26 protein-coding genes and 1 tRNA gene are annotated in these 22,765 nt (G+C 66.8%); 10 read left to right on the forward strand and 17 right to left on the reverse strand.

All coding sequences use genetic code 11. The features are described from left to right. Nucleotides 1-18: 18 nt before the first annotated feature. Nucleotides 19-996: an alpha/beta fold hydrolase gene (locus tag GY40_RS25105; RefSeq protein WP_156116079.1), complete on the reverse strand. Its 978-nt coding sequence runs from the start codon at nucleotides 994-996 to the stop codon at nucleotides 19-21. 174 nt (nucleotides 997-1,170) lie between these two features. Here GY40_RS25105 and GY40_RS25110 point away from each other — a divergent pair, with 174 nt between their 5' ends. Further along, nucleotides 1,171-1,593: an RrF2 family transcriptional regulator gene (locus GY40_RS25110; RefSeq protein WP_038368257.1), complete on the forward strand. Its 423-nt coding sequence runs from the start codon at nucleotides 1,171-1,173 to the stop codon at nucleotides 1,591-1,593. 49 nt (nucleotides 1,594-1,642) lie between these two features. Here the strand turns inward: GY40_RS25110 and GY40_RS25115 are convergent, their stop codons facing one another. Together GY40_RS25115 and GY40_RS25120 are read right to left on the reverse strand one after the other, a co-directional pair. Next, nucleotides 1,643-3,808, reverse strand: a complete 2,166-nt coding sequence (locus GY40_RS25115; RefSeq protein ID WP_081925649.1) for a GumC family protein — start codon at nucleotides 3,806-3,808, stop codon at nucleotides 1,643-1,645. A 212-nt stretch (nucleotides 3,809-4,020) separates the two neighbouring features. Continuing rightward, complete coding sequence (locus GY40_RS25120) at nucleotides 4,021-4,491, reverse strand: DUF3617 domain-containing protein (protein ID WP_248311277.1); 471 nt, start codon at nucleotides 4,489-4,491, stop codon at nucleotides 4,021-4,023. A gap of 215 nt (nucleotides 4,492-4,706) precedes the next feature. On the opposite strand from GY40_RS25120, the gene GY40_RS25125 reads away from it, so the two are divergent. Together GY40_RS25125 and GY40_RS25130 are read left to right on the forward strand one after the other, a co-directional pair. Continuing rightward, nucleotides 4,707-5,267 carry a polysaccharide biosynthesis/export family protein gene (locus GY40_RS25125; protein ID WP_038368262.1) on the forward strand — a complete coding sequence of 187 codons (561 nt, stop codon included), beginning with the start codon at nucleotides 4,707-4,709 and terminating at the stop codon, nucleotides 5,265-5,267. A gap of 20 nt (nucleotides 5,268-5,287) precedes the next feature. Further along, nucleotides 5,288-6,478: a glycosyltransferase gene (locus tag GY40_RS25130; RefSeq protein ID WP_051988500.1), complete on the forward strand. Its 1,191-nt coding sequence runs from the start codon at nucleotides 5,288-5,290 to the stop codon at nucleotides 6,476-6,478. A 111-nt stretch (nucleotides 6,479-6,589) separates the two neighbouring features. Here the strand turns inward: GY40_RS25130 and mdtI are convergent, their stop codons facing one another. Together mdtI and GY40_RS25140 are read right to left on the reverse strand one after the other, a co-directional pair. Next, complete coding sequence (gene mdtI, locus GY40_RS25135) at nucleotides 6,590-6,925, reverse strand: multidrug/spermidine efflux SMR transporter subunit MdtI (protein ID WP_197062819.1); 336 nt, start codon at nucleotides 6,923-6,925, stop codon at nucleotides 6,590-6,592. Continuing rightward, nucleotides 6,922-7,293: a DMT family transporter gene (locus GY40_RS25140; protein ID WP_051988501.1), complete on the reverse strand. Its 372-nt coding sequence runs from the start codon at nucleotides 7,291-7,293 to the stop codon at nucleotides 6,922-6,924. Before GY40_RS25140 ends, mdtI begins: the two co-directional genes overlap by 4 nt. A gap of 640 nt (nucleotides 7,294-7,933) precedes the next feature. Between GY40_RS25140 and GY40_RS25145 the strand changes: the two genes are divergently transcribed. Both GY40_RS25145 and GY40_RS25150 read left to right on the forward strand, forming a co-directional pair. Then, the gene (locus tag GY40_RS25145) at nucleotides 7,934-9,487 is read left to right on the forward strand and encodes an undecaprenyl-phosphate glucose phosphotransferase (protein ID WP_191123442.1); all 1,554 of its coding nucleotides are present in this window, start codon (nucleotides 7,934-7,936) and stop codon (nucleotides 9,485-9,487) included. Further along, entirely contained in the window at nucleotides 9,484-10,743 is a 1,260-nt protein-coding gene (locus tag GY40_RS25150; RefSeq protein WP_051988502.1) for an O-antigen ligase family protein, read from the forward strand. The genes GY40_RS25145 and GY40_RS25150 overlap by 4 nt, the downstream gene beginning before the upstream one ends. Here GY40_RS25150 and GY40_RS25155 read toward each other — a convergent pair. After that, complete coding sequence (locus GY40_RS25155; RefSeq protein WP_051988503.1) at nucleotides 10,713-11,537, reverse strand: class I SAM-dependent methyltransferase; 825 nt, start codon at nucleotides 11,535-11,537, stop codon at nucleotides 10,713-10,715. The genes GY40_RS25150 and GY40_RS25155 overlap by 31 nt on opposite strands. A 180-nt stretch (nucleotides 11,538-11,717) precedes the next feature. Continuing rightward, a tRNA-Pro gene (locus GY40_RS25160) sits at nucleotides 11,718-11,795 on the reverse strand. A 171-nt stretch (nucleotides 11,796-11,966) separates the two neighbouring features. Here GY40_RS25160 and GY40_RS25165 point away from each other — a divergent pair. Beyond that, on the forward strand, nucleotides 11,967-12,563 hold the full coding sequence (locus tag GY40_RS25165; protein ID WP_038368263.1) for a hypothetical protein: 597 nt from the start codon (nucleotides 11,967-11,969) through the stop codon (nucleotides 12,561-12,563). A gap of 28 nt (nucleotides 12,564-12,591) precedes the next feature. Here GY40_RS25165 and GY40_RS25170 read toward each other — a convergent pair whose 3' ends face one another. Both GY40_RS25170 and GY40_RS25175 read right to left on the reverse strand, forming a co-directional pair. Beyond that, nucleotides 12,592-13,215, reverse strand: coding sequence for an alpha/beta hydrolase (locus GY40_RS25170; protein ID WP_038368265.1), 624 nt, complete (start codon nucleotides 13,213-13,215; stop codon nucleotides 12,592-12,594). Nucleotides 13,216-13,292: 77 nt separating this feature from the next. Continuing rightward, on the reverse strand, nucleotides 13,293-14,225 hold the full coding sequence (locus tag GY40_RS25175) for a ring-cleaving dioxygenase (protein ID WP_038368267.1): 933 nt from the start codon (nucleotides 14,223-14,225) through the stop codon (nucleotides 13,293-13,295). Between the two features lie 233 nt (nucleotides 14,226-14,458). Here GY40_RS25175 and GY40_RS25180 point away from each other — a divergent pair, with 233 nt between their 5' ends. The 3 genes from GY40_RS25180 to GY40_RS27825 all read left to right on the forward strand — a co-directional run bounded on the left by GY40_RS25180 (nucleotide 14,459) and on the right by GY40_RS27825 (nucleotide 16,191). Beyond that, nucleotides 14,459-14,884: a DoxX family protein gene (locus tag GY40_RS25180; RefSeq protein WP_038368269.1), complete on the forward strand. Its 426-nt coding sequence runs from the start codon at nucleotides 14,459-14,461 to the stop codon at nucleotides 14,882-14,884. A gap of 90 nt (nucleotides 14,885-14,974) precedes the next feature. After that, a complete protein-coding gene (locus tag GY40_RS25185; RefSeq protein WP_038368270.1) occupies nucleotides 14,975-15,952 on the forward strand; it encodes a LysR family transcriptional regulator in 978 nt (325 codons plus the stop codon). Between the two features lie 50 nt (nucleotides 15,953-16,002). Further along, nucleotides 16,003-16,191 (forward strand): hypothetical protein, encoded by a 189-nt coding sequence (locus GY40_RS27825; RefSeq protein WP_248311278.1) that lies wholly within the window; start codon nucleotides 16,003-16,005, stop codon nucleotides 16,189-16,191. A gap of 72 nt (nucleotides 16,192-16,263) precedes the next feature. Here the strand turns inward: GY40_RS27825 and sugE are convergent, their stop codons facing one another. The 7 genes from sugE to GY40_RS25220 form a co-directional block, all read right to left on the reverse strand. Then, on the reverse strand, nucleotides 16,264-16,581 hold the full coding sequence (gene sugE, locus GY40_RS25190) for a quaternary ammonium compound efflux SMR transporter SugE (RefSeq protein WP_038368271.1): 318 nt from the start codon (nucleotides 16,579-16,581) through the stop codon (nucleotides 16,264-16,266). Nucleotides 16,582-16,758: 177 nt separating this feature from the next. Further along, nucleotides 16,759-17,250 carry a MerR family transcriptional regulator gene (locus GY40_RS25195; protein WP_038368838.1) on the reverse strand — a complete coding sequence of 164 codons (492 nt, stop codon included), beginning with the start codon at nucleotides 17,248-17,250 and terminating at the stop codon, nucleotides 16,759-16,761. 41 nt (nucleotides 17,251-17,291) lie between these two features. Next, nucleotides 17,292-17,606, reverse strand: coding sequence for an integration host factor subunit alpha (locus GY40_RS25200; protein WP_038368274.1), 315 nt, complete (start codon nucleotides 17,604-17,606; stop codon nucleotides 17,292-17,294). A gap of 190 nt (nucleotides 17,607-17,796) precedes the next feature. Beyond that, nucleotides 17,797-18,774, reverse strand: a complete 978-nt coding sequence (locus tag GY40_RS25205) for a beta-ketoacyl-ACP synthase III (RefSeq protein ID WP_038368276.1) — start codon at nucleotides 18,772-18,774, stop codon at nucleotides 17,797-17,799. Between the two features lie 12 nt (nucleotides 18,775-18,786). Beyond that, complete coding sequence (plsX, locus tag GY40_RS25210; RefSeq protein WP_038368278.1) at nucleotides 18,787-19,845, reverse strand: phosphate acyltransferase PlsX; 1,059 nt, start codon at nucleotides 19,843-19,845, stop codon at nucleotides 18,787-18,789. Between the two features lie 164 nt (nucleotides 19,846-20,009). Next, nucleotides 20,010-20,570 (reverse strand): YceD family protein, encoded by a 561-nt coding sequence (locus GY40_RS25215; protein ID WP_038368281.1) that lies wholly within the window; start codon nucleotides 20,568-20,570, stop codon nucleotides 20,010-20,012. After that, nucleotides 20,560-21,102 (reverse strand): ubiquinol-cytochrome C chaperone family protein, encoded by a 543-nt coding sequence (locus GY40_RS25220; RefSeq protein ID WP_038368284.1) that lies wholly within the window; start codon nucleotides 21,100-21,102, stop codon nucleotides 20,560-20,562. The genes GY40_RS25215 and GY40_RS25220 overlap by 11 nt, the downstream gene beginning before the upstream one ends. A gap of 149 nt (nucleotides 21,103-21,251) precedes the next feature. Between GY40_RS25220 and GY40_RS25225 the strand changes: the two genes are divergently transcribed. After that, on the forward strand, nucleotides 21,252-21,746 hold the full coding sequence (locus GY40_RS25225; RefSeq protein ID WP_081925652.1) for an outer membrane protein assembly factor BamE: 495 nt from the start codon (nucleotides 21,252-21,254) through the stop codon (nucleotides 21,744-21,746). 88 nt (nucleotides 21,747-21,834) lie between these two features. On the opposite strand, the gene GY40_RS25230 is transcribed toward GY40_RS25225, so the two are convergent. Next, on the reverse strand, nucleotides 21,835-22,761 hold the full coding sequence (locus GY40_RS25230) for a DMT family transporter (RefSeq protein WP_051988504.1): 927 nt from the start codon (nucleotides 22,759-22,761) through the stop codon (nucleotides 21,835-21,837). Nucleotides 22,762-22,765: the final 4 nt, after the last annotated feature.

Raw genomic sequence — 22,765 nt, forward strand, 5'->3', positions numbered from 1 at the left:
ACGTCGATCCGTACTGGATCACCCGGCAACCTCCCTCAAAAACCCAAGCACCAGTTCCGTCACCGCTTCCGGCCTTTCCTGCTGCAGCCAATGGCCGGCGCCGGGGATGGTGTGGGAGCCACGCAGGCCGGGGACCAGATGCGGCATGGCGGCAATGATCTCGGGCATGCCGGGAATGGCGAGGCCGGTGTCGCGCTCGCCGATGGCAAACAGGGCGGGGACGGTGACGGTCTGGCCGGCATTGGCCTGCTGGAGCTCGTAGTTGCGGTCGAGATTGCGATAGTAATTCAGGGCCGGGCCGAAGCCGGTCGCGGTGAAGGCCTGGGCGAGACGGTTGAAATCTGCGGGCGGCAGCCAGGCGGGAAGCGCTTCGGGATCGGGCAGATCGGCCAGCAGGCCGCGGTTGTGGCTCACCATGCCGAAGGGGTTGGGCGTGCCGTCGCCGGGCCGGCGCGGTCCGGCTTCGCCGCTGGCAGCATGGATCAGCTTGCGCAGCGTCTGGCCGATATCGCGGCTGAACTCTTTCTCTGCGCCCTGCGGATCCTGGAAATAAAGCGTGTAGAACAGCGCTTCGCCATTCTGCGGAAAGAGCTTTGACGGCGGTACCGGCGGCAGGCCCATCATCGGCACGCTCAGCGCCACCACTGCGCGGAATCGGTCCGGGCGCATCAGGGCCGCCTGCCAGGCGATCGTAGCGCCCCAGTCGTGACCGACGATGACCGCCTGCTTCTCACCGATCGCATCGAGAAGCGCCACGAGATCGCCGACAGCATGGACGACGGTGTAGTGATCCGCCCCCTCGGGCGCTGCAGTGCCGCCGTATCCGCGCATATCCGGAGCGACGGCGCGGTAACCGGCGGCCGCAAGGGCACCGATCTGGTGGCGCCACGCATGCTTGGTCTCGGGAAAGCCATGACACATCAGCACCGGCGGGCCGCTGCCGGCATCGAGGATGCTCATCTCGAGCGTGCGGGTTGCGATGGTCTTTTCTTGCATGTTGGGCTCCCGGCCGGAGCCGTGAAGAATGGGTGTCGAGACGAGCAAGGCCGTCGAGGCGGTCAGAAACCGGCGTCGCAGCAGGCTTGCTCCTTTCAGTGCGTAACAATTCCTGTTACGCAAAAGCCGCGATGTCAATATCGCGTAACATCAATAGTTGCGGAAAGACTTGCGATGAAGACCGACGGCCGTCTGGCGCGGATGCTGCACGTGCTGGTGCATATGGGTTTGCTCGGCGGCAAGGAGACCTCGGAGCGGATTGCGCAGATGCTCAACACCAATCCCGTCGTTGTCCGCCGCACGCTGGGGGCGCTGCGCGACGCCGGCATCGTTGAGAGCGAAGGCGGCCGCGGCGGCGGCTGGAAACTGATCAGGACGCTCGACGAAATCACCGTGCTTGCCGTGCAGCGAGCGCTCAACGAGGGCCCCGTGCTCGCCGCCCCGGTCTCCCGCGACCATCCGTCCTGCCCGGTCGAGCGCGCCTCGAACTCCGTGCTGGAGGCAGCCCATGCGGCCGCCGAGACAGTGCTTCTGAAGAAATACGCGGCAACCACGCTGGCCGATATTGCCGGCATCGCGCTGGCCACCGGCAATTAGCGACAGATATCTTTCATCCGGCTCGACCGAGCCTGATGAAGGATAGATTCTAAGCCTCGACCGGCTCTTCCTCGTCCTGCCGCATGCGCGCCATCGGAACTTCGTGCTCGGCATCGAGCACGAGCGAAACCGGCGCCTTGGTCAATTCGCTGAGGCGATAGGCCACTTCGAGCGCGTGGCCGTTGCTGGCCTTTCCGCTCATCACGAGGCCACCCTGCGCCCGGCGCGCGACCGGCTCCAGCATCGAAGCCTCATCGTTGGAAGCGGCGGCGACCAGGACCCAGTCATAGGTCTCGCAGAGCGCGTCGAGCGCGACATCGACCAGATCGGCGGCGGCGAAGACCGCCTCGCGTCCCGCCCGGCCCGGGCCGATGCTGTGCAGGCGCGAGCCCGTCGCCCGCATGATGATGTCGGAAAACAGCGCCTCCCCGGCCAGCAGCTCCGAGAAACCCGGTTCGCCATGGTCGTGGTCGCTGGTGAGATCGACAAGGATGCAGCGGCAGCGCTGCGCCAGCAATTCGGCGAGATCATGCGGCCTGGCGGCGCCCTCGGCACCAGCGTCCAGCACCAGCATGACCGGCGCCAGGCCGCGCTGTGGCTCCTCGGTGCGTTCCGCCATCGCGGCCAGCGTTTCCTCCGGGCGGTCGAGGTCGAGCCTGATATGGCCGAGGCGGCCGGCATGGGTCAGCAGGCCCGCGACCGAATCGCGACGCGGTGTCTCGGGCGTCGGATTCTCCGACTTCGCCGCGGCCTCCTCATCAGCGACCGAGACCCAGCGCGGGCCGCGCGGCTGCGGCAGCGGGCGGGCCTGCCCGTTCAGGAGCTCCCGCGTCACGATGGTCGCCAGCGCGATCAGGAAGGTCGCAAGCGTCGAGACGAGGACGATCGGCAGCTTCTTCGGGAAGGACGGATCGATCGGCTCGACGGCGCGCGAGATGATGCGCGCATCGGCCGGGGTGGCATTCAGCGTGTCGCGCGCCACGGCCTCCCGATAGCGCTGCATATACTGCTCGAGCTGCTCGCGCAGGGTGCGGGCATCGAGTTCGAGCGCGCGCAACTGCACCTCGCTGTCGTTGGAGGTGGCGACGTTCTTCTTCTGGCCGTCGAGCGCGGCCTGGAAGCTTTCGACGCGCTGGCCGGTGATCTTGGCCTCGTTCTCCAGCGTGCGGACGGCGCGCTCGGCAGCGCCGCGCAACTGGCCTTCGAGATCGGCGAGTTGGGCGTTCAGCTCCTTGATACGGGGATGACCGGGCAGGAGGCTGCGCGATTCCGCCGCGATCTGGGCGCGGAGATTGACGCGCTGCTCGATCAGCCGGCGGACGAGTTCGTTGTTGGCCACCTCCGGAATCTCGAAGGTGCGGCCCTGCTTGATCGCATCGCGGATCATCCCCGCCTTGGCCTGCGCCTCGGCCTGCTGGCTGCGCGCCGCGGAGAGCTGCGTCGAGAGATCGGCGAGTTGCTGCGCGTTGATGCTGGTGTTGTTGGGGCCGGCGAAGAGGCCGTGCTGGGCGCGGAACGTCTCGACCTTGGCGTCGGCCTCGGCCACGCGCTTGCGCAGCGGCTCGATGGTGGTCGAGAGCCAGGCTGAGGCGCTGCGGGCATTGTCCTGCTTCGCCGCCTCCTGGAACTCCAGATAGGTCTCGGCGATGGTGTTGGCGGCCTTGGCGGCGAGCGCCCGGTCCTGCGAGGTGAACTCGATCGCGACGATGCGCGAGCGCGCCACCGGATAGACCAGGAGCCGGTCGTAATACTTCTCGAGAACGCGCTCTTCGGGAGAGCGGTCGGCCGGGTGGGCGCCGAGGCCCATCATCACCGCGACCTTGCGCAGGGCTCCGAGCGCGCCCGCACCGGAATCGAATTCGGGATTGCCGACGAGGCCGATGCGCTTGATCGCCTCCCGCGCCAGGTCGCGCGACATCATGATCTGCACCTGGCTCTGCACGGCCTCGGCGTCGAACTGGCCGGAGGTGTCCTGAGCCGACTGGCCGGGCAATGCGTAGAAACCGCTGCGGCTTTCCAGCAGCAGGCGCACCTCGCCGGTATAGCGGGGCGTCACGACGTTCACCGCGAGGAAGGACAGGCCGAGCGCCGCCAGCGTGGGCACGACGACCCAGGCTCTCCGGCGCTTGATCGCCGCCCAGAGTGCCGCGAGGTCGAGCATGTCGCCCCGGCCTTCGCCGTTGCCTCGCGCTTCAGTCCCAGCTTCAGCGGTCATGATCCACCCATGTGACGCAGAACTCTCGCATCCCGGGAAGGACGCCGCGTCATTCAAGGCTCAGTAAGGTTAGTGCCAGGTAAATGCCGGAGCCTCCAACCTCCGAAATCGTCGATTTTCATCTCCTCCACGCCTCCAGACACAAAAGCCCGACCTCTCGGCCGGGCTTCACGTCGACGTCCGGATTGTGCTCCGGGCCCTGTCGGCAACTCTTATGGCTTGGGCGCCTGAGGCATCGAGATGACCTTGCCGTCCGGCATGATGATGTCGCCCGGCTTCTGCCCCGGACCACAATCGCCGAGACGCTTGGCCTCGACCACCAGCCTGCGCTCCACCGGACCGGACTGGCCGGGCATGCCGGAGATCTTCGTCGTCCCCTCGGTTCGCAGCGAAGTTTCGAAATCGCCGGTGATAACGCTGCTCCCAGAGGCCTTGACCGGCCCCATGGAGCACTCCGTCTCCACCGCGTAGCCGGTCGCCGTCTTGGTCACCAGCATCTTGGAACAGGCGCCCGCCGTCATGCCGCCAATGGCGGATTGGTCAGTGCCGGGGCCGACGCACTGCTTGGCCACCGCTTCTCCCTGCTCCCCGGTCGATTTGGTCTCCCAGAGGCCAGGCTTGCGCTGCGGGAGATCCTCGGCAAAGGCCGGGACGGATGACAGGATCGCGATCGCGGCGAGCACCACAGATTTCATTTCCGGTCTCCTCGCGAGAATCGTTCGGGTCGAGCCTCAGACAAGGCCGGCGGGGAGGCCAGAATAAGGCGACCTACCTTGAATGGCTCAGCGGAATACGCCCTCCAGCGCCACCCGGAAGACCAGCGGGAAGACCGGAAGGAAGCCTTTGTTAACCATGTCGGGGCTAATGCTCTGCGCGAATTCCGCACGGATAGCCATCGATGAGTCGACGCCTCGCCTCTCTCGCCCTGGCCGCCGCCATGACGGTGGGCGCCTGCGCGCCCCGGTATCAGGCGACGGACTACGCACTCGCCCAGCCAGAGGGCCCCTATCAGCTCGCCAGCGGCGACAAGCTGCGCATCATCGTCTTCGGCCAGGACAATCTCTCGAACATCTATGCCGTCGACGGCTCGGGCAAGATCTCGATGCCCCTGGTCAATACGATCGTGGCCCAGGGCCGCTCCACCCAGCAACTGGCGCGCGAGATCGAGGCGAAGCTGCGCGGCGGATATCTGCGCGAGCCCAAGGTCTCGGTCGAGGTCGATACCTACCGCCCGTTCTTCGTGCTGGGCGAAGTGACGAATTCCGGCCAGTTCCCCTTCGTCAGCGGCATGACGGTGCAGACCGCCGTCGCCATCGCGGGCGGCTTCACCCCGCGCGGGCAGCGCAATTCGGCGGAGGTCACCCGGCAGATCGAGGGCCAGCTCGTCACCGCGACGGTGCCGATCACCTACCCGGTCCAGCCCGGCGACACGATCGTCATCAAGGAACGCTGGTTCTGACACCCCCGCCCGGCCCCGCCATGAGCGCCGCCGAAGGTGCGCCGCTCAGAATCCTCCATGTCTTTCGCGCACCGCTCGGCGGGCTCTTCCGGCATGTGCTCGACGTGGCGCGCGGACAGGCCGAGCGCGGCCATGAGGTGGGCATCTTCTGCGACGCCACCACAGGAGGGGCTCGCGCCGACGAGGTGTTCAGCGAGCTCGCTCAGACGCTGTCGCTCGGGATCACGCGCGTGCCGATGTCGCGCTATCCGAGCCGGACGGACGTCAAGGCGCAACTGGCGGAGATGGCCCTGCGCCGGCGCCTCGACCCCGATATCGTGCACTGTCACGGCTCGAAGGGCGGGGTCTATGGCCGTGTCCCGGCGCTGCTCTCGCCGGGCCGCCGCTATGCCACCGCCTATACGCCGCATGGCGGCAGCTTCAACTACAAGCCCGGCAGCACCGAGCATAAGGTCTACATGACGGTGGAGCGCCTGCTCGAGCGCGCGACCGACATGTTCCTGTTCGAGAGCCGCTTCATCGCCGGACGCTTCGAGGCCCATGTCGGGCATCAGCCCAGGACGGAGCACCGCATCGTGCTCAACGGCATCTCCGAAGCCGAGTTCGAGCCGATCAGCCACAGCGCGGCGAGTTTCGACCTGCTCTATCTGGGCGAGTTGCGCTCGGCCAAGGGCGTCGACACGCTGATCGACGCGCTCGCATTGCTGCGCCGGCGTGACGGGCTCGTCCCGCGCATCCTCATCGTCGGCTCGGGGCCGGACGAGGCCGAGCTCAAGGGCATGACGGTTTCGCGCGGCATCGCCGATCAATGCGTCTTCGAGCCGCCAGGGCCGATCCGCAAGGCGCTGGCGCGGGCGCGGGCGATGGTCATCCCGTCGCGCGCGGAATCGCTGCCCTATGTCATCCTCGAGGCGGCCGCGGCAGCGCAGCCGCTGATCTCGACCGATGTCGGCGGCATCAATGAAATCTACGGGCCTCGCCACCGGCACCGCCTGATCAAGGCGAACGACCCCGCGATCCTCGCCGACGCCATAAGCGCCATGCTGGCGCGGTCGGAAAGCGAGCGCCTCGCCGAGGCGGCCGATCTCGCCGCCCATGTCCGCCAGCATTTCCAGCTGGATGACATGGTCGACGGCGTCATCGCCGCCTATCGCGATGCGCTTCGGGCACGCCGCGGTGGCGTCGCCACCTTGGCCGCCAGAGCCGGATGACATCAGATGGAATCGCTTCGCGGTTCCATCTGATGTCTGAATCCGTCTCTTGCCGAAGGGTTAGAGCATGATGTCGCCCGAAAACCGGCTCCCACTTTTCGGCATCATGCTCTAGGTCAGTTTGAGAGCCACGACGCCGCCGACCACGAGCAGGATGCCGAGCCAGCCGGCCCGGTTGATCCGCTGGCCGAAGGCGAGCGCCCCGATGATCGCCGTCGCGACGAGGCCGGCCCCGCCCCAGACTGCATAGGCGACCGAGAGATCCATGCCCTTGATGGCCTGAGCAAGGGCGCCGAAGGCGCCCATGACGAGCAGCACTCCGCCAGCGCCCGGCAGGCGACGGGTCATCCCGTCCGAGAGCTTAAGCAGATAGGTGCCCGACAGCTCCAGGAGAACGGCGAAGAGAAGCCAGAGCAGGGGCATGAATTGAACGACGGAGACATTCACACATGCCTCCCCTCGCTCGACAGACGCTTATCCTCTGCCTCGCCACCATGGCCGATGCCGGCTTCGATCAGGACGATGCCGACCAGGATCGCCGCCAGCGCGGCGAAGCGGCCAGCCGTCAGGTGCTCGCCGAAGAGGAGATGCCCCATCGCCGCGATGCCGACGATGCCGAGCCCCTCCCAGACCGCATAGGCGACGGCCATGGGAATGACGCGCAAGGCGATGCTGAGCAGCGCGAAGGACAACCCGATCAACAGCAGCGGCAGGACGCCGACGAGCCAGGGGGCGGAGACGACCGACTTCAGCGCGGCCGTCGCGACGATCTCGACGGCGATGGCCGCGAGCAGAATCAACCAATGAAAAGACATGTTGCACACGGGCGAAGCCGCGCCACACGGCGCATTTGCGCCGCAAAGACAGCCAAGCAATCGTTAGAGATTTAAATCGAGAGTTCCGACGAAATTGAATTGCTGGAGCACCGCTCCGGCAAACTGCACCGCGGAAGGAGCAACGCCATAGGCGCCAGGCTCGTCACGCGAAATATGTGCTTCTCAGACACTCATCGCCGATAGATATGCCCGCACAAAGACCTTCTGTCAACCGATAAACACTTCCGATTAAATAAGACACACCAAATCGAACGAAAAAAGTATTGCGGTAAACTTCAGACAACCCCTTGAGGCGGCAGGGCTATTTCCGTTTCTTCACAGAGGCGGAAAACAGGCGGGGCGGCGTGCCCGCGCGGCCCACGAATCGCATGGGAAAACGTTGCAAATCCGCCGAAACAGCGAATAGTCCGGTTAAGCGTTCCGAGAGCAATTTCGGCTAGAGCAGGATGCGAAAAAATCGAAACCGGTTTTTCGCGAAGACCCGGCTCCAGCTCTCTGGCGGGGCCGGCTTCGGATTTCCGACGGGATCATGGGACGACCCCGCCTGAAATCATCCGGCTCTGGACCACAGCCCGGGTCGCGGCGCGAGACGCCGCGATCGGGACGAGGAATGGACGTCATGGGGACTTTCGATGTCCGCGATATGATGAAGGCGGATGCGGCCGGATCGGCCGCTCCGGCATCCATGGGCAAAACCGAGGACGGGCAGACGCGCCGCTTCCACCCACTCGCGGAGCGTATCGCGGCGCTGCCGGTCAAGCCCACGCTCTCGCCGGTGATGATCGAAGGGCTGGTGCGCCTGCTCGACGTGCTGGTCGTGCTCGCGGCCGGCGGACTGATCTACTGGCTCTATGCGGCCGGCAAGGTGGACGACCCCCTCGCCTATCAGATCACGATCCCGGTGGTCGCCGTCGGTGCGCTCGCCACCTTCCAGGCCCTGCGGCTCTATCCGGTCGGCGCGCTGCGCCATTTCGCCGGCATGGTGGTGCGGCTCATCGGCGGCTGGACGATGCTGTTCCTGATCGCGCTGGCCGCATTCTTCTTCCTCAAGGTCGGCAGCCAGGTCTCGCGTGGCTGGCTGATCGGCTTCTACCTCGCCGGCGGCGGCGCGCTCATCGCCGAGCGTTTCGCCGTCACCGCGGCGGTTCGCCGGCTGACGCGCTCCGGGCGCCTCGAACGGCGCACGGCCATCGTCGGCGGCGGCGAGGCCGGGGCGGAGCTGATCAAGGCTCTCGAGGCGCAGAAGGATACGGGGCTGCGCATCTGCGGCGTCTTCGACGACCGCAACGATGCGCGTTCGCCCGATCTCGTCGCCGGCTATCCGAAGCTCGGCACCATCGACGATCTCGTCGAGTTCGCGCGGCGCACCCGGCTCGACCTGGTGATCTTCACCCTGCCGATCTCGGCCGAGGCGCGGCTCCTGACGATGCTGCGCAAGCTCTGGATCCTGCCGATCGACATCCGGCTCTCGGCCCATATGTCGAAGCTGCGCTTCCGGCCCCGCTCCTATTCCTATCTCGGCGCGGTGCCGGTGCTCGACGTATTCGACCGGCCGATCGCGGACTGGGACATCGTGGTCAAATGGCTGTTCGACAAGTTCGTCGGCACGCTGGCGCTGATCGCGCTCTCTCCGGTGATGCTGGCGACCGCCATCGCGATCAAGCTCGACTCGAAGGGACCGGTGTTCTTCCGCCAGAAGCGCTACGGCTTCAACAACGAGATCGTCGAGGTGCTGAAGTTCCGCTCGCTGCGTCACGAGATGACCGACCACGCGGCGGCAAAGCAGGTCACCAAGGACGATCCACGCGTCACGCGCGTCGGCCGCTTCATCCGCAAGACTTCGATCGACGAACTGCCGCAATTGATCAATGTGGTGTTCAAGGGCGATCTTTCGCTCGTCGGCCCCCGGCCGCACGCGATCCATGCCAAGACGCTGAACCGCGCCTATGAGCAGGTGGTCGACGGCTATTTCGCCCGCCACAAGGTCAAGCCCGGCATCACCGGCTGGGCGCAGATCCATGGCTGGCGCGGCGAGACCGACACCGAGGACAAGATCCAGCGGCGCGTCGAGCACGATCTCTACTACATCGAGAACTGGTCGGTGCTGCTCGATCTCTACATCCTGGCGAAGACGCCGTTCTCGCTGCTCACCAAGAACGAGAACGCCTATTGAGCGCCACCGTGCAGCATTCGCAGGCTCAGGGCCGGCGCCCGGCGATCTCCTTCGCCGCGATCCAGCGCGGCGCGCTCTGGCTGCTGGCGGCTTCGGGCGGCCTCGTGCTGATCGAGCCCTCGCCCTATGAGCTGGTGTTCCTGCTCGTGCTCTTCGTGCTCGCGCTCACCGGCATCCGCTTCTCGCAGAAGCTGCTGCCGCTGGCCGTGCTGCTGCTGCTCTACAATATCGGCGGCGCCTTCTCGCTGATCCCCTGGATGGACGACCAGGCCTCGGTGCGCTTCACGGCCGTCTCGGCCTATCTGATGATCACCGCGATCGTGCTCGCCGCCGCGATGGCGCAGGACACGCTGCCGCGGCTCGAGGCGCTGCGGAAGGGCTATCTGCTCGCCGCCTGGTGCGCGGGGCTGGCAGCGATTCTCGGCTATTTCGACATCGCAGGGCTGGGTGAAGTCTTCGCCCTCTACGGGCGTGCCTCCGGCACCTTCAAGGACCCGAACGTGCTCGGGCCGTTCCTCACCCCGGCGATCGTCTACGTGCTCCAGCGCGTCCTGACCGGACAAACCGGCATCCTGCGCGGGCTCTTCGCACTCAGCGTGCCGCTGGCCGGGCTGTTCCTGACCTTCTCGCGCGGCGCCTGGGGCGTGCTCGTCGCCTCCGCGCTGATGATGACCGCGCTGAACTTCCTGATCGCGCCCGACGGCAAGGCCCGCGGCCGTATCGTCGCGATGTCGCTGGCGGCGCTTGTCGCCATGATCCTGGCGCTTCTGGTCGCGCTGTCCTTCGAGAATATCCGCGCCGTCTTCGAGGTCCGCGCGAGCCTCGACCAGGATTACGACCAGGGCGTCACCGGCCGCTTCGGCAACCAGATCCGCTCGATCCCGATGCTGCTCGAGGCCCCGAACGGCTTCGGGCCGCTGCGCTTCCGCTGGCTGTTCAACCAGAACGACCCGCACAACGTCTACATCAACGCCTTCGCCTCCTATGGCTGGCTCGGCGGCATCGCCTGGCTCGCACTGATGGCGGCGACGATCTATGTCGGCTGGCGGCTCGTCTTCCGGCGCGCGGCCTGGCAGAACCATGCGATCGTGCTGTGGTCGGTGCTGTTCGTGCTCATCCTGCAAGGGCTGCAGATCGACACCGACCACTGGCGGCATCTCTATCTCATGCTCGGGCTGGTCTGGGGCCTCAGCGCCCTGCCCGATCCGAACGCCGCGGGAGCGCCTCAGCCGCGCTCCTTGCGGACCACGACATAGGCGTAGGTGGTCACGAGGCTCCAGCCGGTCTTCGCCGCCAGCGCGTTGAAGCCATGGTCGAGCTGCTTCAGCCCCGGCATCCGGTCGAAATAGCCATGCCCCCAGAAGGGCTGGATATGGATGTCGCGGAAGCCGGCCCGATTCAGCATCGGCGTCAATATCCGCGGATTGCCGCGGCACCAGTCGTAGAGCGCCGGGAATTTCGGATCGCTGCCGCCGTCGCGGCGCGCCGGGAACAGCGCATGGACGATCGCGCGCGAGGCTTTCTCCGGCAGCACATGGTTCAGCGCGAAGACCGGGGCCCACAGTGTCGGGAAGAAGGCAAGCGCCACGCCGCCGGGCGCCAGCAGCGCATGGACGTTGCGCCAGGCCTGCTCGACGCCGTCGATATGCTCGAAGACCATGCGCGAGATCATCATGTCGTAGCCGCCGGGCGCGACATCCGGCTCGGAGAGGTCGCCGGCAATGTCGAAACGGGCCGTCTTCAGGCCGGCGGGGGTCAATGCCAGTTCGCCGGCGTCGATGTCGTTGACGATCAGGTCGATCCCACGCTCGGTCGCCTGCCCGGCGGTGAACAGCGGATCGCGCCCGCCGCCGATCTCACAGACGCTGCGCAGCCCATAAGTGCGCGCGAGCGTGAGGATGGTTGATTCGTAGTTGTCCCAGGCCCAGGCGGAGTGCCAGTCCGGGCGGATCTCCCCGAACAGCCGGGCAAGCGACCGGCCCGTCTGCTCATCGGCGGCAGAGGACGCGTTCACGGATGCACGCGGCGCGGCCGCAGGCGCGAGAGACATGGCTTTCCGAACTCCGACACCTGATCCATCTCCCCTGCGCACAGTGACGCCGGGTGGATCTCCTCGCAATCATCGTATCGGGCGAGGGTAAATGTTTCGCAGCCGCGATCGCTGCGACAGCCCTGAAGCCGCGGTGAGCCCTTCGGGGCAAGGCTCACATGGTGTCTTCAGGAATTTGAATGGTCGGAGCGAGAGGATTCGAACCTCCGACCCCTTGTCCCCCAGACAAGTGCGCTAACCGGGCTGCGCTACGCTCCGACGGACCGGCTTATAGTGGGGGGCCGAACCGGATGCAATCCGCTTTGGAGCCCTGATGACAACATCCACGTCGATGTTCGCACGGACCTCGCCACAATGCTGCCATAGTCGATGTTGCCCGCAGGCCGATTGCAACCTCTAGCTGCGCTCTCCACAGCTTAGAGACCTCCGATGATTCGCCTCCTTTCGCTTGCACTGATCGTCCTGTCGCTCGGCGGCTGCATCAGCGTTTCCAATACAATTCCAGCGGACGAGATCGCATCCTTCGGGTTGAAGTCGGTGCAGGTGGGCTACGACCAGAGCGCCGCCATCTGGTGGGGTGACGCAGAACGCGCCTATGCGGCCTCCAAGGGATTGCCGGCAATCCAGTCGGACGAACTCGGCAAGACCGAGGAAGGCCGTGCCTATGTGCGGGAAGCTGCGGCACGGAAGATCGCAACCGCATTGGAGAGGACGCTGAAGCCCGAGCTCTCCGGGTCGCGACCGGTCACGCTCCGGGTAACGATCAAAAACCTGATGATCAGCTCAGCCATTCAGCGGGTGCTGGTTGGCGGCGATCATCGCATTACGGCCCATGTCGATCTGATCGACGGCAAGAGCGGAAAGATCCTCCTTGCCGTGCCGGATCTCACGGTCAACGCGCTCGCCGGTCAGGGAATCGGTGGCGCGTTGCTCGACCAAGCCTTCATGCCTGATCCGATCGACCGCGTTTCCGGTAATTTCGCACAACGTTACGCCGACTGGCTCCTCCACAAGCAGCAATCCTAAAACTCGGGCGAGGAGCGCCGCCTCCAGATCAAACCCGCGCCAGCCAGTCTTTCAGCAGCCCGATATCCGCCTGGGTGAGTCCATGGCTCGCCGGCAAGCTGCGATGCTCCACGGTGGCACCGTCGGCCGCGAGCGTCTGCGCCAGCGCCTCGGCGCCGGCGGCAGGGACGATCGGGTCGAGCAGACCCGAGAGCAGGAGCACGGGCTTGCCCGCCAGGTCGACACGCAGCGGCTGCCTGAACGGCGGCATGGCGCGCAGCAGCGCCGCGCCGGCCAACGCCTCCGGCCGCAGCAGCAGCAGGCTCGCCGCGATGTTGGCGCCGTTCGAGAAGCCAAGCGCGATCGGCGCCGGCAAGCCGTAACGGGAGCGGGCCTCCTCGATGAAGTCGGCGAGTTCATGGGTGCGGCGGATCAGATCCGCCTCATCGAACACGCCTTCCGCCAGGCGGCGGAAGAAGCGCGGCGCGGCGCCTTCCAGCACCTTGCCGCGCGGCGAGAGCAGGCTCGCCCCCGGCGCGACGGTGCGCCCCAGGGAAAGCAGGTCGCGCTCGTCGCCGCCGGTGCCGTGCAGCAGCAGGAGCGGCTTGCGGGCGGCGTCGCTGCCCGGCTCGAAGACATGGATGAAGCCGGTATCGGCTGCGGTCGCGGTCATGAGGTCTCTCCCTTCAGGAAGCGGAGGAGCCGCCTCGCCCCCGCGAACGGCGAGCGAGGCGGCGGTGTTGGTCGCCGTCAGGCGAGCTCGGGCAGGACGGCTTCGATCTGCGCGCGATGCGCCTCGAGGCCGGCCGGCAGCTTGAGCGAGCGGCCGAGCTCGGCGGCCGGCTCGTCCACGGCGAAGCCGGGGATGTCGGTCGCGATCTCGAACAGGACATGGCCGGGCTCGCGGAAATAGACCGAGCGGAAATAGTTCCGATCGCGCTGTTCCGTGGGGCTGATGCCATGGTTCTGGACAAGACGGCGCACCATCTCCTGCTGCGCGGCGTCATCGGCCGCCCGGAAGGCGATATGGTGGACCGAGCCCGTGCCCTGCCGGGCCGGCAGGAAGCCGCCGGCGACGCGCAGGTCGATGACGCCGCCGATCTGCGTGCCCTTCACCGCATAGCGGATCAGCGTGTCCTCGCGGGCGGCCTCGGCGAAGCCGAAGACGTCGGTGAGGATCGCCGCCGTCGGCGCCGCATCGGCCAGGAGCAGGCTGACGCTGTGGAAGCCACGGATCGCGTTCTCCGGGCCGATGCCGCCATCCGTCCAATAGGGCTCGGCCTCGACGCCGGCCAGGCCGACGAGCGCAAGCCGCATCCCGTCCGGATCGCGGAAGCTCAGCACGGTTTCGCCGAAGCGCTTCAGCGGCGCCTCATGCGGCACGCCCTGCTCGACGAAGCGGTGCGCCCAGAAGCCGATGGAGCCTTCCGGCACCCGGAACACGGTTTCCTGCGTCTCGCCGACGCCGAGACGGCCCGGCGCCGCATGCTCCCAGGGGAAGAAGGTCAGGATCGAGCCCGGCGCCGCGTCGGCATCGCCGAAATAGAGGTGATAGGTGCCGGGATCGTCGAAATTGACGGTCTTCTTGACCAGGCGCAGGCCAAGCACGCGGCTGTAGAAATCGAGATTGCGGCGGGCGGGGCCAGAGATGGCGGTGACGTGGTGAAGCCCATTGATCTGCATGATGACGGTCCTCCGTTCCAAAGGCGTTTCAGGAGAGCGCCGCCCGCCAAAGGGCCGGTTCGGCGTCGCTGTTGGCCGAGAGATTGGCAGCATCGGCCCGGAATGCCAGAGGTAGATCATTGCTTTGGTGCAATGTCATGAGATCGAAATCACAATTTGAATTGCTGCATGTCCCGGACGATTTTGGGTGGCGAACGATACCGCCCACCCCTCACCCAACCGGAGACACGACCATGACCGATACCCGCCTCGCTCCTTACGGCGCCCTCGCCTTGCGCATCGCGCTCGGCGCCATGTTCATCGCCCATGCCTATCTCAAGCTCGTCATCTTCACGCCGGCCGGCTTTGCAGGCTTCCTCGGGCAGGTCGGCCTGCCGGGCTTCCTCGCCTGGCCGATCATGCTGGCGGAGCTTCTCGGCGGCCTCGCCATCCTGCTCGGCTTCTACGGCCGCTATGTCTCGCTGCTGCTGATCCCGATCCTGCTCGGCGCGCTGATGGTCCATGCCCCGAATGGCTGGGTGTTCAATGTCCCGAACGGCGGCTGGGAATATCCGGCTTTCCTGGCGCTGACCGCCTTCGCCCACGCCCTGATCGGCGACGGCGCCTTCGCGGTGAAGCCGGCACCGTCGCTCCTCGATGCGAAGCCCGCCCTCGCCTGACACTGCCTGACTTCACCGAGCCTCCGTCCGACGCCGGCCATGGCCGGCGTCGGTCTTGAACGTGACGATGCCTTGGCGGAAACTGACCGGATGACGTCTTCCCCTCGCCCCTCCGCCACCAAAACGCTCGCCTGGGACGATTTCCGCCTGATCAAGGCTGTCGCCGACAAGCGGGCCCTGCCGGCGGCCGCCGACGCGCTCGGCGTCAACCACTCCACCGTGTTCCGACGGCTCGGCCAGATCGAGGAAGCGCTCGGTGTCAGGCTGTTCGAGCGGCACCGCAGCGGCTATGTCGCGACGCCGGCCGGCGAGGAGATGGTCCAGCTCGCGGGCCGGGTCGACGACGACATCCACGCCTTCACGCGCCGGCTCGCCGGCCAGGAGATCAAGCCCGCCGGCGAATTGCGGATCGCCACCAACGACACGCTGCTGGTCGACCTGCTGACGCCGGTCTTCGCGAAGTTCCTGGCGCAATGCCCGGATATCAGGCTCGACATCCTGATCGGCAACCAGGCCGCCAATCTCTCCAAGCGCGATGCCGACATCGCGATCCGCGCCACCGACAATCCGCCGGAGACGCTGATCGGACGCAAGCCCGCCCGCATCGCCTGGGCGCTCTATGGGCGCAGCGCCGATTTTCCCGGCCCGGAACTGCCCGCGCGCGAGGCCCTGTGGGAGCACAAATGGGTGTCGCTCGGCGAGCAGTTCACCATGCTGAGCGCCGTGCGCTATCTCGCTCGCCACGTCGCGCCCGAGCGGGTCGTCTACAAGCTCAACACGGTGCTCGGCCTCGCGGAAGCGGTCGAGGCCGGCATCGGCATCGGTTTCCTGCCCTGCTTCATCGGCGATACGCGGCCCGGATTGACGCGGCTTGCCGAACCCGATCCCGACCTCTCGGCCGATCTCTGGCTGCTGACCCATCCCGATCTGCGGCATACGCCGCGCGTGCGGCTGTTCCTCGACTTCGCCGCCACCGAGCTGGCGCGCCTGAAGCCGCTGGTCGAGGGCGACAGGATCGTCGGGCGGACAGAGGCCGTCACAGGGACCGGCGCCGCATCCCCAGCTTGACACCGTCCGTCCGGCTGCGGTCGACCCCGGATTTGGCGGGCGGTGCGAGCTTGCCCTATGCTCGCGCCATGGAGATCATGATCCCCCTCATCGCCGGGCTGGCGCTGTTCTGGCTGATCGGTCGTGGCGTTCCCTGGAATGCCAAGCTGACGACGATCGTGGTGACGCTCGCCATCGTCCTGCTGATCGTGGCGCTCGAACGCGGCGGCTACTGGCCCGAGGCCTTTCGCCGCCGCTAGAGCATTTTCGAGCGAAGTGGAAACCGGTTTTCGCGAGAATCCCGCTCTCACTCTTCGGTCAGAGACGGAGCGTCAGGCCGAGACCAGCTTGAGCCCGACGATGCCCGCCACGATCAGGCCGATGCAGGCGAGACGCAGCGCGCCGGCCGGCTCGCCCAGCATGACCATGCCGAGAATGGCGGTGCCGGTCGTGCCGATGCCGGTCCAGATCGCATAGGCCGTGCCGACCGGCAGGTTCTTCAGGGCGAGCCCGAGCAGGCCGACGCTGATCACCATGCTGGCGAGCGTGAAGACGGTCGGCATGAGGCGGGTGAAGCCCTGCGTGTATTTCAGGCCGATCGCCCAGCCGACCTCGAACAAACCCGCGATGAAAAGATAGAGCCAGGCCATGACGGCGCTCCTCGGAAATCCGGCGAGGTCGTCCACGCCTGTCACATGAAAGGGCTGCTAGCCGGGGTCGTCCCCGATGGGGGAACCTAATGCGCAAGCGGCGGCAATCAAGCGCCGGAGCGCAGCCATGGGTCAGACTATGTGCTAACCGGGCAAGCGCTCGACCGCTTGCTACACTCAGGCCGGCTCGGCGGCGGGCTTCAGCGCGCGTTCGAGGATGCGCCGGCACTCGCCGAGCTCGGCCATCACGGCCGTCAGGACCGTGATGTCGTCGAGCCCTTCCGGGACGGGCGGGTGCCGGGGCGCCCTGTCATCGGCGTGAGGCGCCTCGCCTGCGTGATCGGCGCGCGCCGGCGCGGATGACGGGCCGGCGCCGCTGGCCGGGCCGATGGGCCCCCCGCGTCCGATGGCCTGGACATGGCGCGGCCCCTGCTCCTTCAGGATCCGCTGCAGGCCCTTGATCGTATAGCCCTCGCCGTACAACAGGCGGCGGATGCCCTTGAGCAGGGCGACGTCGTCAGGGCGGTAGTAGCGGCGCCCGCCGCCGCGCTTCAGCGGCTTGATCTGGTTGAAGCGGGTTTCCCAGAAACGGAGCACATGCTGGGGAACGTCGAGGTCCTCTGCGACCTCGCTGATGGTTCGGAAGGCATCGGGGCTCTTGGTGTCCAATTCGGCCTCCGCATCTGCTTCGCCGGCGTGGAACTCCAGATTCACTCGGTCTCGTCCTCACCCGTCTGCCCGTTGATGCGGGCCTTCATCACGTTCGAGGGCTTGAACACCATCACGCGACGCGGCTCGATGGGCACCTCAACGCCAGTCTTGGGATTACGCCCGATTCGCTCGCCCTTGTCTCGCACGACGAACGAACCGAACGAGGACAACTTCACGTTCTCGCCGCGCGCGACTGCGTCGCAGATCTCGTCGAGCACGGCCTCGACCAGTTTCGACGCCTCCGTGCGGGACAGCCCGATCTTCTGGTAGACAGCCTCGCACAGATCCGCACGAGTCACCGTTTGCCCCGACATTCATATCCTCCAGAGGCGCATCATCGACGGCGGCCGCAGCCTCCGCCCTTCGCCAAATACGGACGGCGGACGCTAGGCGCCCGCGCTGTCCCGGTCAATCCTCGAACGCGGGATTAGCGGCCACACCGACGAAAATCGACCCGAATCGGCAAGAAAAACGTCACAATTTAAGCAAATGCCGCAAACCGGCTCACCACCGGATCAGCGCCGACCCCCAGGTGAAACCGCCGCCCATCGCCTCGATCAGCACGAGCTGACCCGGCTTGATCCGGCCGTCCTTATGCGCCTCCGCCAGCGCCAGCGGAATCGAGGCGGCCGAGGTGTTGCCATGGCGATCCACGGTCAGCACGACATGGTCGTGGCTGATCCCGAGCTTGTCGGCGGTGGCGTCGATGATGCGGCGGTTGGCCTGGTGCGGCACGAACCAGTCGATGTCGGTACCGGAGAGCCCCGTCTCGGCGAAGGTATGGCGCACCGTCTCGGCGAGGTTGTTGACGGCGTGGCGGAAGACTTCCTTGCCCTCCATGCGCAGGAAGCCGACCGTCTTGGTCGAGCCCGCGCCGCCATCGACATAGAGCTTGTCCTTGTAGCGGCCATCCGAGCGGATATGGGTCGTGAGCACGCCACGGTCGGCGAGCGTCCCCTCGCCGGGAACGGCCTTCAGCACCACCGCACCGGCGCCGTCGCCAAAGAGGACGCAGGTCGCGCGGTCCTCCCAGTCGAGGATGCGCGAGAAGGTCTCCGCGCCGATCACGAGCGCGGTCCTGGCGCCGCCCGTCGTGAGGAACTTGTCCGCCGTCGCCAGCGCGAAGACGAAGCCGGAACAGACCGCCTGCAGGTCAAAGGCGACGCCGCCGGTGATGCCGAGCGCGGCCTGGATCTGAGTCGCGGTGGCGGGAAAGGTATGGTCGGGCGTCGCGGTCGCGACGATGATCAGGTCGATCTCGGCGGCGTCGATGCCGGCGTCGGCGATGGCGTCCTGCGCGGCCTTGAGGCCGACCACGGAGGTGGGCTCGTCATCGGCTGCGACATGGCGCTGGCGGATGCCGGTGCGCTGGACGATCCACTCGTCGCTGGTGTCGACGCGCGTGGCGAGTTCGGCATTGGTGACGATGCGGGCCGGAAGATAGGAGCCGCAGCCGACGACCTGTGAGCGCAAGATGGACAAGGAGACTATTCCCTATTCGGCGTCGGCCGGCTGCGCGGCGACAGGCGCCGGCTGCGTGCTCGCGGCGACCATCTCGCGCAGCTTCGCCATCAGATCCTCGCGCGCCATCTCATAGGCGAGCTCGGCCGCGCTGGCGAAGCCGATGGCATCCGTACCGCCATGACTCTTGATGACGATGCCTTCCAGCCCCAGGAAGACGCCGCCGTTGGATTTGCGCGGATCGAGCTTCTCGCGCAGCGCCGAGAAGGCGCCGCGGGCGAAGAGATAGCCGATCTTCGCCATCAGCGAACGGCTGATGGCGGCACGCAGATAGTCTGTGACCTGGCGCGCCGTACCTTCGGCGGTCTTGAGCGCGATGTTGCCGGTGAAGCCTTCCGTCACCACCACGTCGACCGTGCCCTTGCCGAGATCGTCGCCCTCGACGAAGCCGTGATAGGTCAGATGCGGCAGGTTGCCCTCGCGCAGGATGCGCCCGGCCTCCTTCACCGCCTCGACGCCCTTGATCTCCTCGACGCCGACATTCAGCAGGCCGACCGTCGGCCGGTCGAGATCGAAGACGACGCGGGCCATGGCCGCGCCCATCACCGCGAGATCGACGAGATGGCGGGCATCGGCGCCGATGGTCGCGCCGACATCGAGCACGATGCTCTCGCCGCGCGCCGTCGGCCACAGGCAGGCAATCGCCGGCCGGTCGACCTGTGCCATCGACTTCAGGCAGAATTTCGACATTGCCATCAGCGCGCCGGTGTTGCCGGCGGAGACGGTGACATCGGCCTCGCCGGTCTTGGTCGCGTCGATGGCGCGCCACATCGAGGATTTGTAGCGGCCGTAGCGCAGCGCCTGGCTCGGCTTGTCGTCCATCTTCACCGAGACTTCGGTATGATGGAACGTCGTGACGGCCTTGAGCTTCGGGTGCTGCTCGACCAGAGGCAGAACCTCCTTCTCGTCGCCGAAAATGACGAAGCGCGCATCCGGGCGTCGTTCCAGCATCAGGGCAGCGCCGGGAATGGCGACGGAAGGGCCGTGGTCCCCGCCCATCGCATCGAGCGCGATTGTAACCGGTCTTGTCATGGAGTTCTGGTGTGTCCCGGGAGCGGCCGACCTTCGATCCCGGGCGGCTCTTTGCCGGCCGGACAATAGCGGTTTAGCGCCAAGCCGCAAGCGGCGGAGGCGGTTTGGCGCCGCTCAATCATTGTTGCGATCCGTCTCCGCGGCCCTGCTGCCCGCTGCCCGCGTCACGTGGCGTCCCGCTTCAGCTTCGCGAGCGCGGCGAAGGGCGAGAGCTCTGCGGAATCCGTCGCCGGCGCCTCGAAGCTCACGCCCGGCTTGCGCGGGTAGGGATCGAGCGAGAGCGCCAGGAATTCGAGCGTGACGCTGCCCAGATCGATGACGCCGTCCACGATCGGCTCCGGCGGGTCCTCCTCGTTGAGCAGGACCTCGATGTCGATGTCGGCATCGCCCGAATCGGTGCGGCGCGCGGCAGCAAGCGCATCGTCTTGCGGTGCGAAATCGAGCTTCACCGGCACGTCGAGCCGGACCGGGAAAGGCTCGAGCGTGACGATGCAGGTCTGATGCAGCCGCGCCTCGATGCGGCCCTCGAGCTTCACCCGTTCGCCATTGCGCGAGAGCATATAGCGCGCCTCGAGCGCCTCCAGGGAGGCGAGGTCGAGCATCGCGGCGATGCCGGCCAGCTGCTGCGGCTCGGCCTTGACCACGGCCTCGGTGCCGCGCAGGCGGATGAGCTCGACGCGGATGGGGTGGCTCAAGGGCAAGACGCGCCCGTGATCAGGCGTCATGCACGGCCTCCTGGCTGACGAAATCGGGAAAAAGCGGCTCGCGATGCAGAAGCGCTTCGAGGTCGAGGGCGGCGAGCCCGGCCTGCGCCTCACGCAGATAGGTAGCGACGACGGAAGCACCCTGCTGCGAGGCATTGCGGTGCAACGCTTCCGTCAGCGCCTCGGGATCGGATCCGGCAAAGGCCGGCTCATAGGCCTGGATGCGGCCATAGAACATCTGGCCGATCTTCTTCATCCGCTTCGGCACGGCGATGTCGCTGACGCCGCCATTGCGGAAGCCGAGCTCGAGATAGGCGAAGCAGGCGTCGATCAGCTCCTGCGAGAGGTCGCCCGCAGGCGGCGGCAATTCGCGCAACCGCCGCAAGACCAGGAACATGTGCAAGGTCAGCGATTCGAAGCGCCCCTCGAAGCTGTCGGGAATGCCGCCCGCGAGATAGAGCCCGGGCTGACGCGACGCTTCCGCGACGCGCCCGAACAGCGCATCCACAGGTGCGCGCCGTTGCGCGCGCTTGCCGAACCAACCGAAAATCACGCTCTTGCCTCCGCCCGGCCGCGTCGCGGGCGTCCTCGCCTTGCCAAAGCCATCCTCGGGCGTTACGCCAACCCTGCCCCTTTTGACAAGCGGCTTGGAACGGTCACCCGGCCCTCCACGTCCGCCCTCGCCTTTCGGATCGTGCCCGCATGACCCAGATTTCCCGCCGCGCCGTTCTGCTCGGAGCCCTCGCGACCTCGTCCCTGACGCTGGCCGGCTGCGGCCCCGATGCCGGCGGCTTCGTCCTGCCGACATCGACCGGCATGAACGAGGAATTCACCCGTGGCTTCGTGATGGACGACTCGCTCGTCGCGCAGGTCAAGGTCGGCATGGACGTGCAGTCGGTGCTGCAGATCCTCGGCACGCCGTCGACGACCTCGACCGTCGGCAACCGCACCTTCTACTATATCAGCCAGCGGATGCGCCGTCGCTTCCAGTTCCAGGACCCGCAGGTCATCGACCAGAACGTGCTGGTGATCTATTTCAACAAGAGCTTCAAGGTCGAGCGCATCGCCAATTACGGGCTGCAGGACGGCGTGATCTTCGACTTCATCAGCCGCACCACCCCGGCTGGCGGCCAGGAGCAGAGCTTCCTGCGCAACCTGTTCCGCGGCGTCACCAAGTTCAACCCGCTCGGCGCCTGAACGGCTCCCACGCGGTCAGAAGACAAGAGAACCCCGCGACAAGGTCGCGGGGTTTCTTTTTGGGCCATTTCGGGATGTGCACCGGCCCTCAGGCAGGCCGGGCCTGCTTTTTCTCCGGCAAGGTCATCGCCATCACCCCGACGACCACCAGCGCAAGACCGGCCCAGGCCGTCGGCTGAAGGCGTTCGCCCAGGAAGACGAGGCCGATCGCCACGCCGATCGGCACACGCAGATAGGACACCGCCGTCGTCCCGACCGAGCCGAGCGTGCGGATCAGCCGGAAATAGATGGCGAAGGCGAGCGCCGTCGAGAACACCGACAACGCCAGCAGCGCGAGCAGGGATTCCTGCGAGGGCGCCAGCGTCCAGGGCCGGTCGACGACGAGGGCGGCCGGGATCAGCAGCGCCGTGCCGGTCAGCATCGAACCGGCCGCCGGCAGCAGCGGATCCATGCCGGTGAAATGCCGGCCGAACAGCGCCGCGCAGGCATAGGCGATCGTCGCCGCGACGATGGCGAGCTGCGGCAGGGCTTGCGAGCCCAATCCGGAAAAGGCGTCGACGCCGACGATCAGGCTGATGCCGGCGACGCCAGCGGCGACACCGAGGCCCTTGCGCCAGTCGGGGCGCTTGCCGGACATCAACGCCAGCGAGATCAGGAAGACGAAGACCGGCGTGGTGCCGTTGAGGATCGAGGCGAGGCCGGCATCGACGCTGCGCTCGGCCCAGGCGATCAGCGTGAAGGGCACGACGCTGTTGAGGCAGGCCTGGGTCAGGAAGCGCCGCCAGGCGGTCAGATCCCGCGGCATCCGCAGGCCGCGACCCCGGATGACGGCGAGCAGGATCAAGCCGGCGATCAGCGTGCGGGCGGCGATCAGGGTCAGCGGCGGGATCGTCTCCACGCCGAGCTTGATGAAGGTGTAGGAGCCGCCCCAAAGCGTCGCCAGCGCCAGCAGCAGGGCGAATTCGGTGCTGCGGTTCGGGGCCGCGGATGTGGCTTCAAGCGCTTGCGTGGACATGGTT

This window comes from Allobosea sp. UNC402CLCol (genome assembly GCF_000745475.1).
Taxonomy (GTDB): domain Bacteria; phylum Pseudomonadota; class Alphaproteobacteria; order Rhizobiales; family Beijerinckiaceae; genus Allobosea; species Allobosea spartocytisi.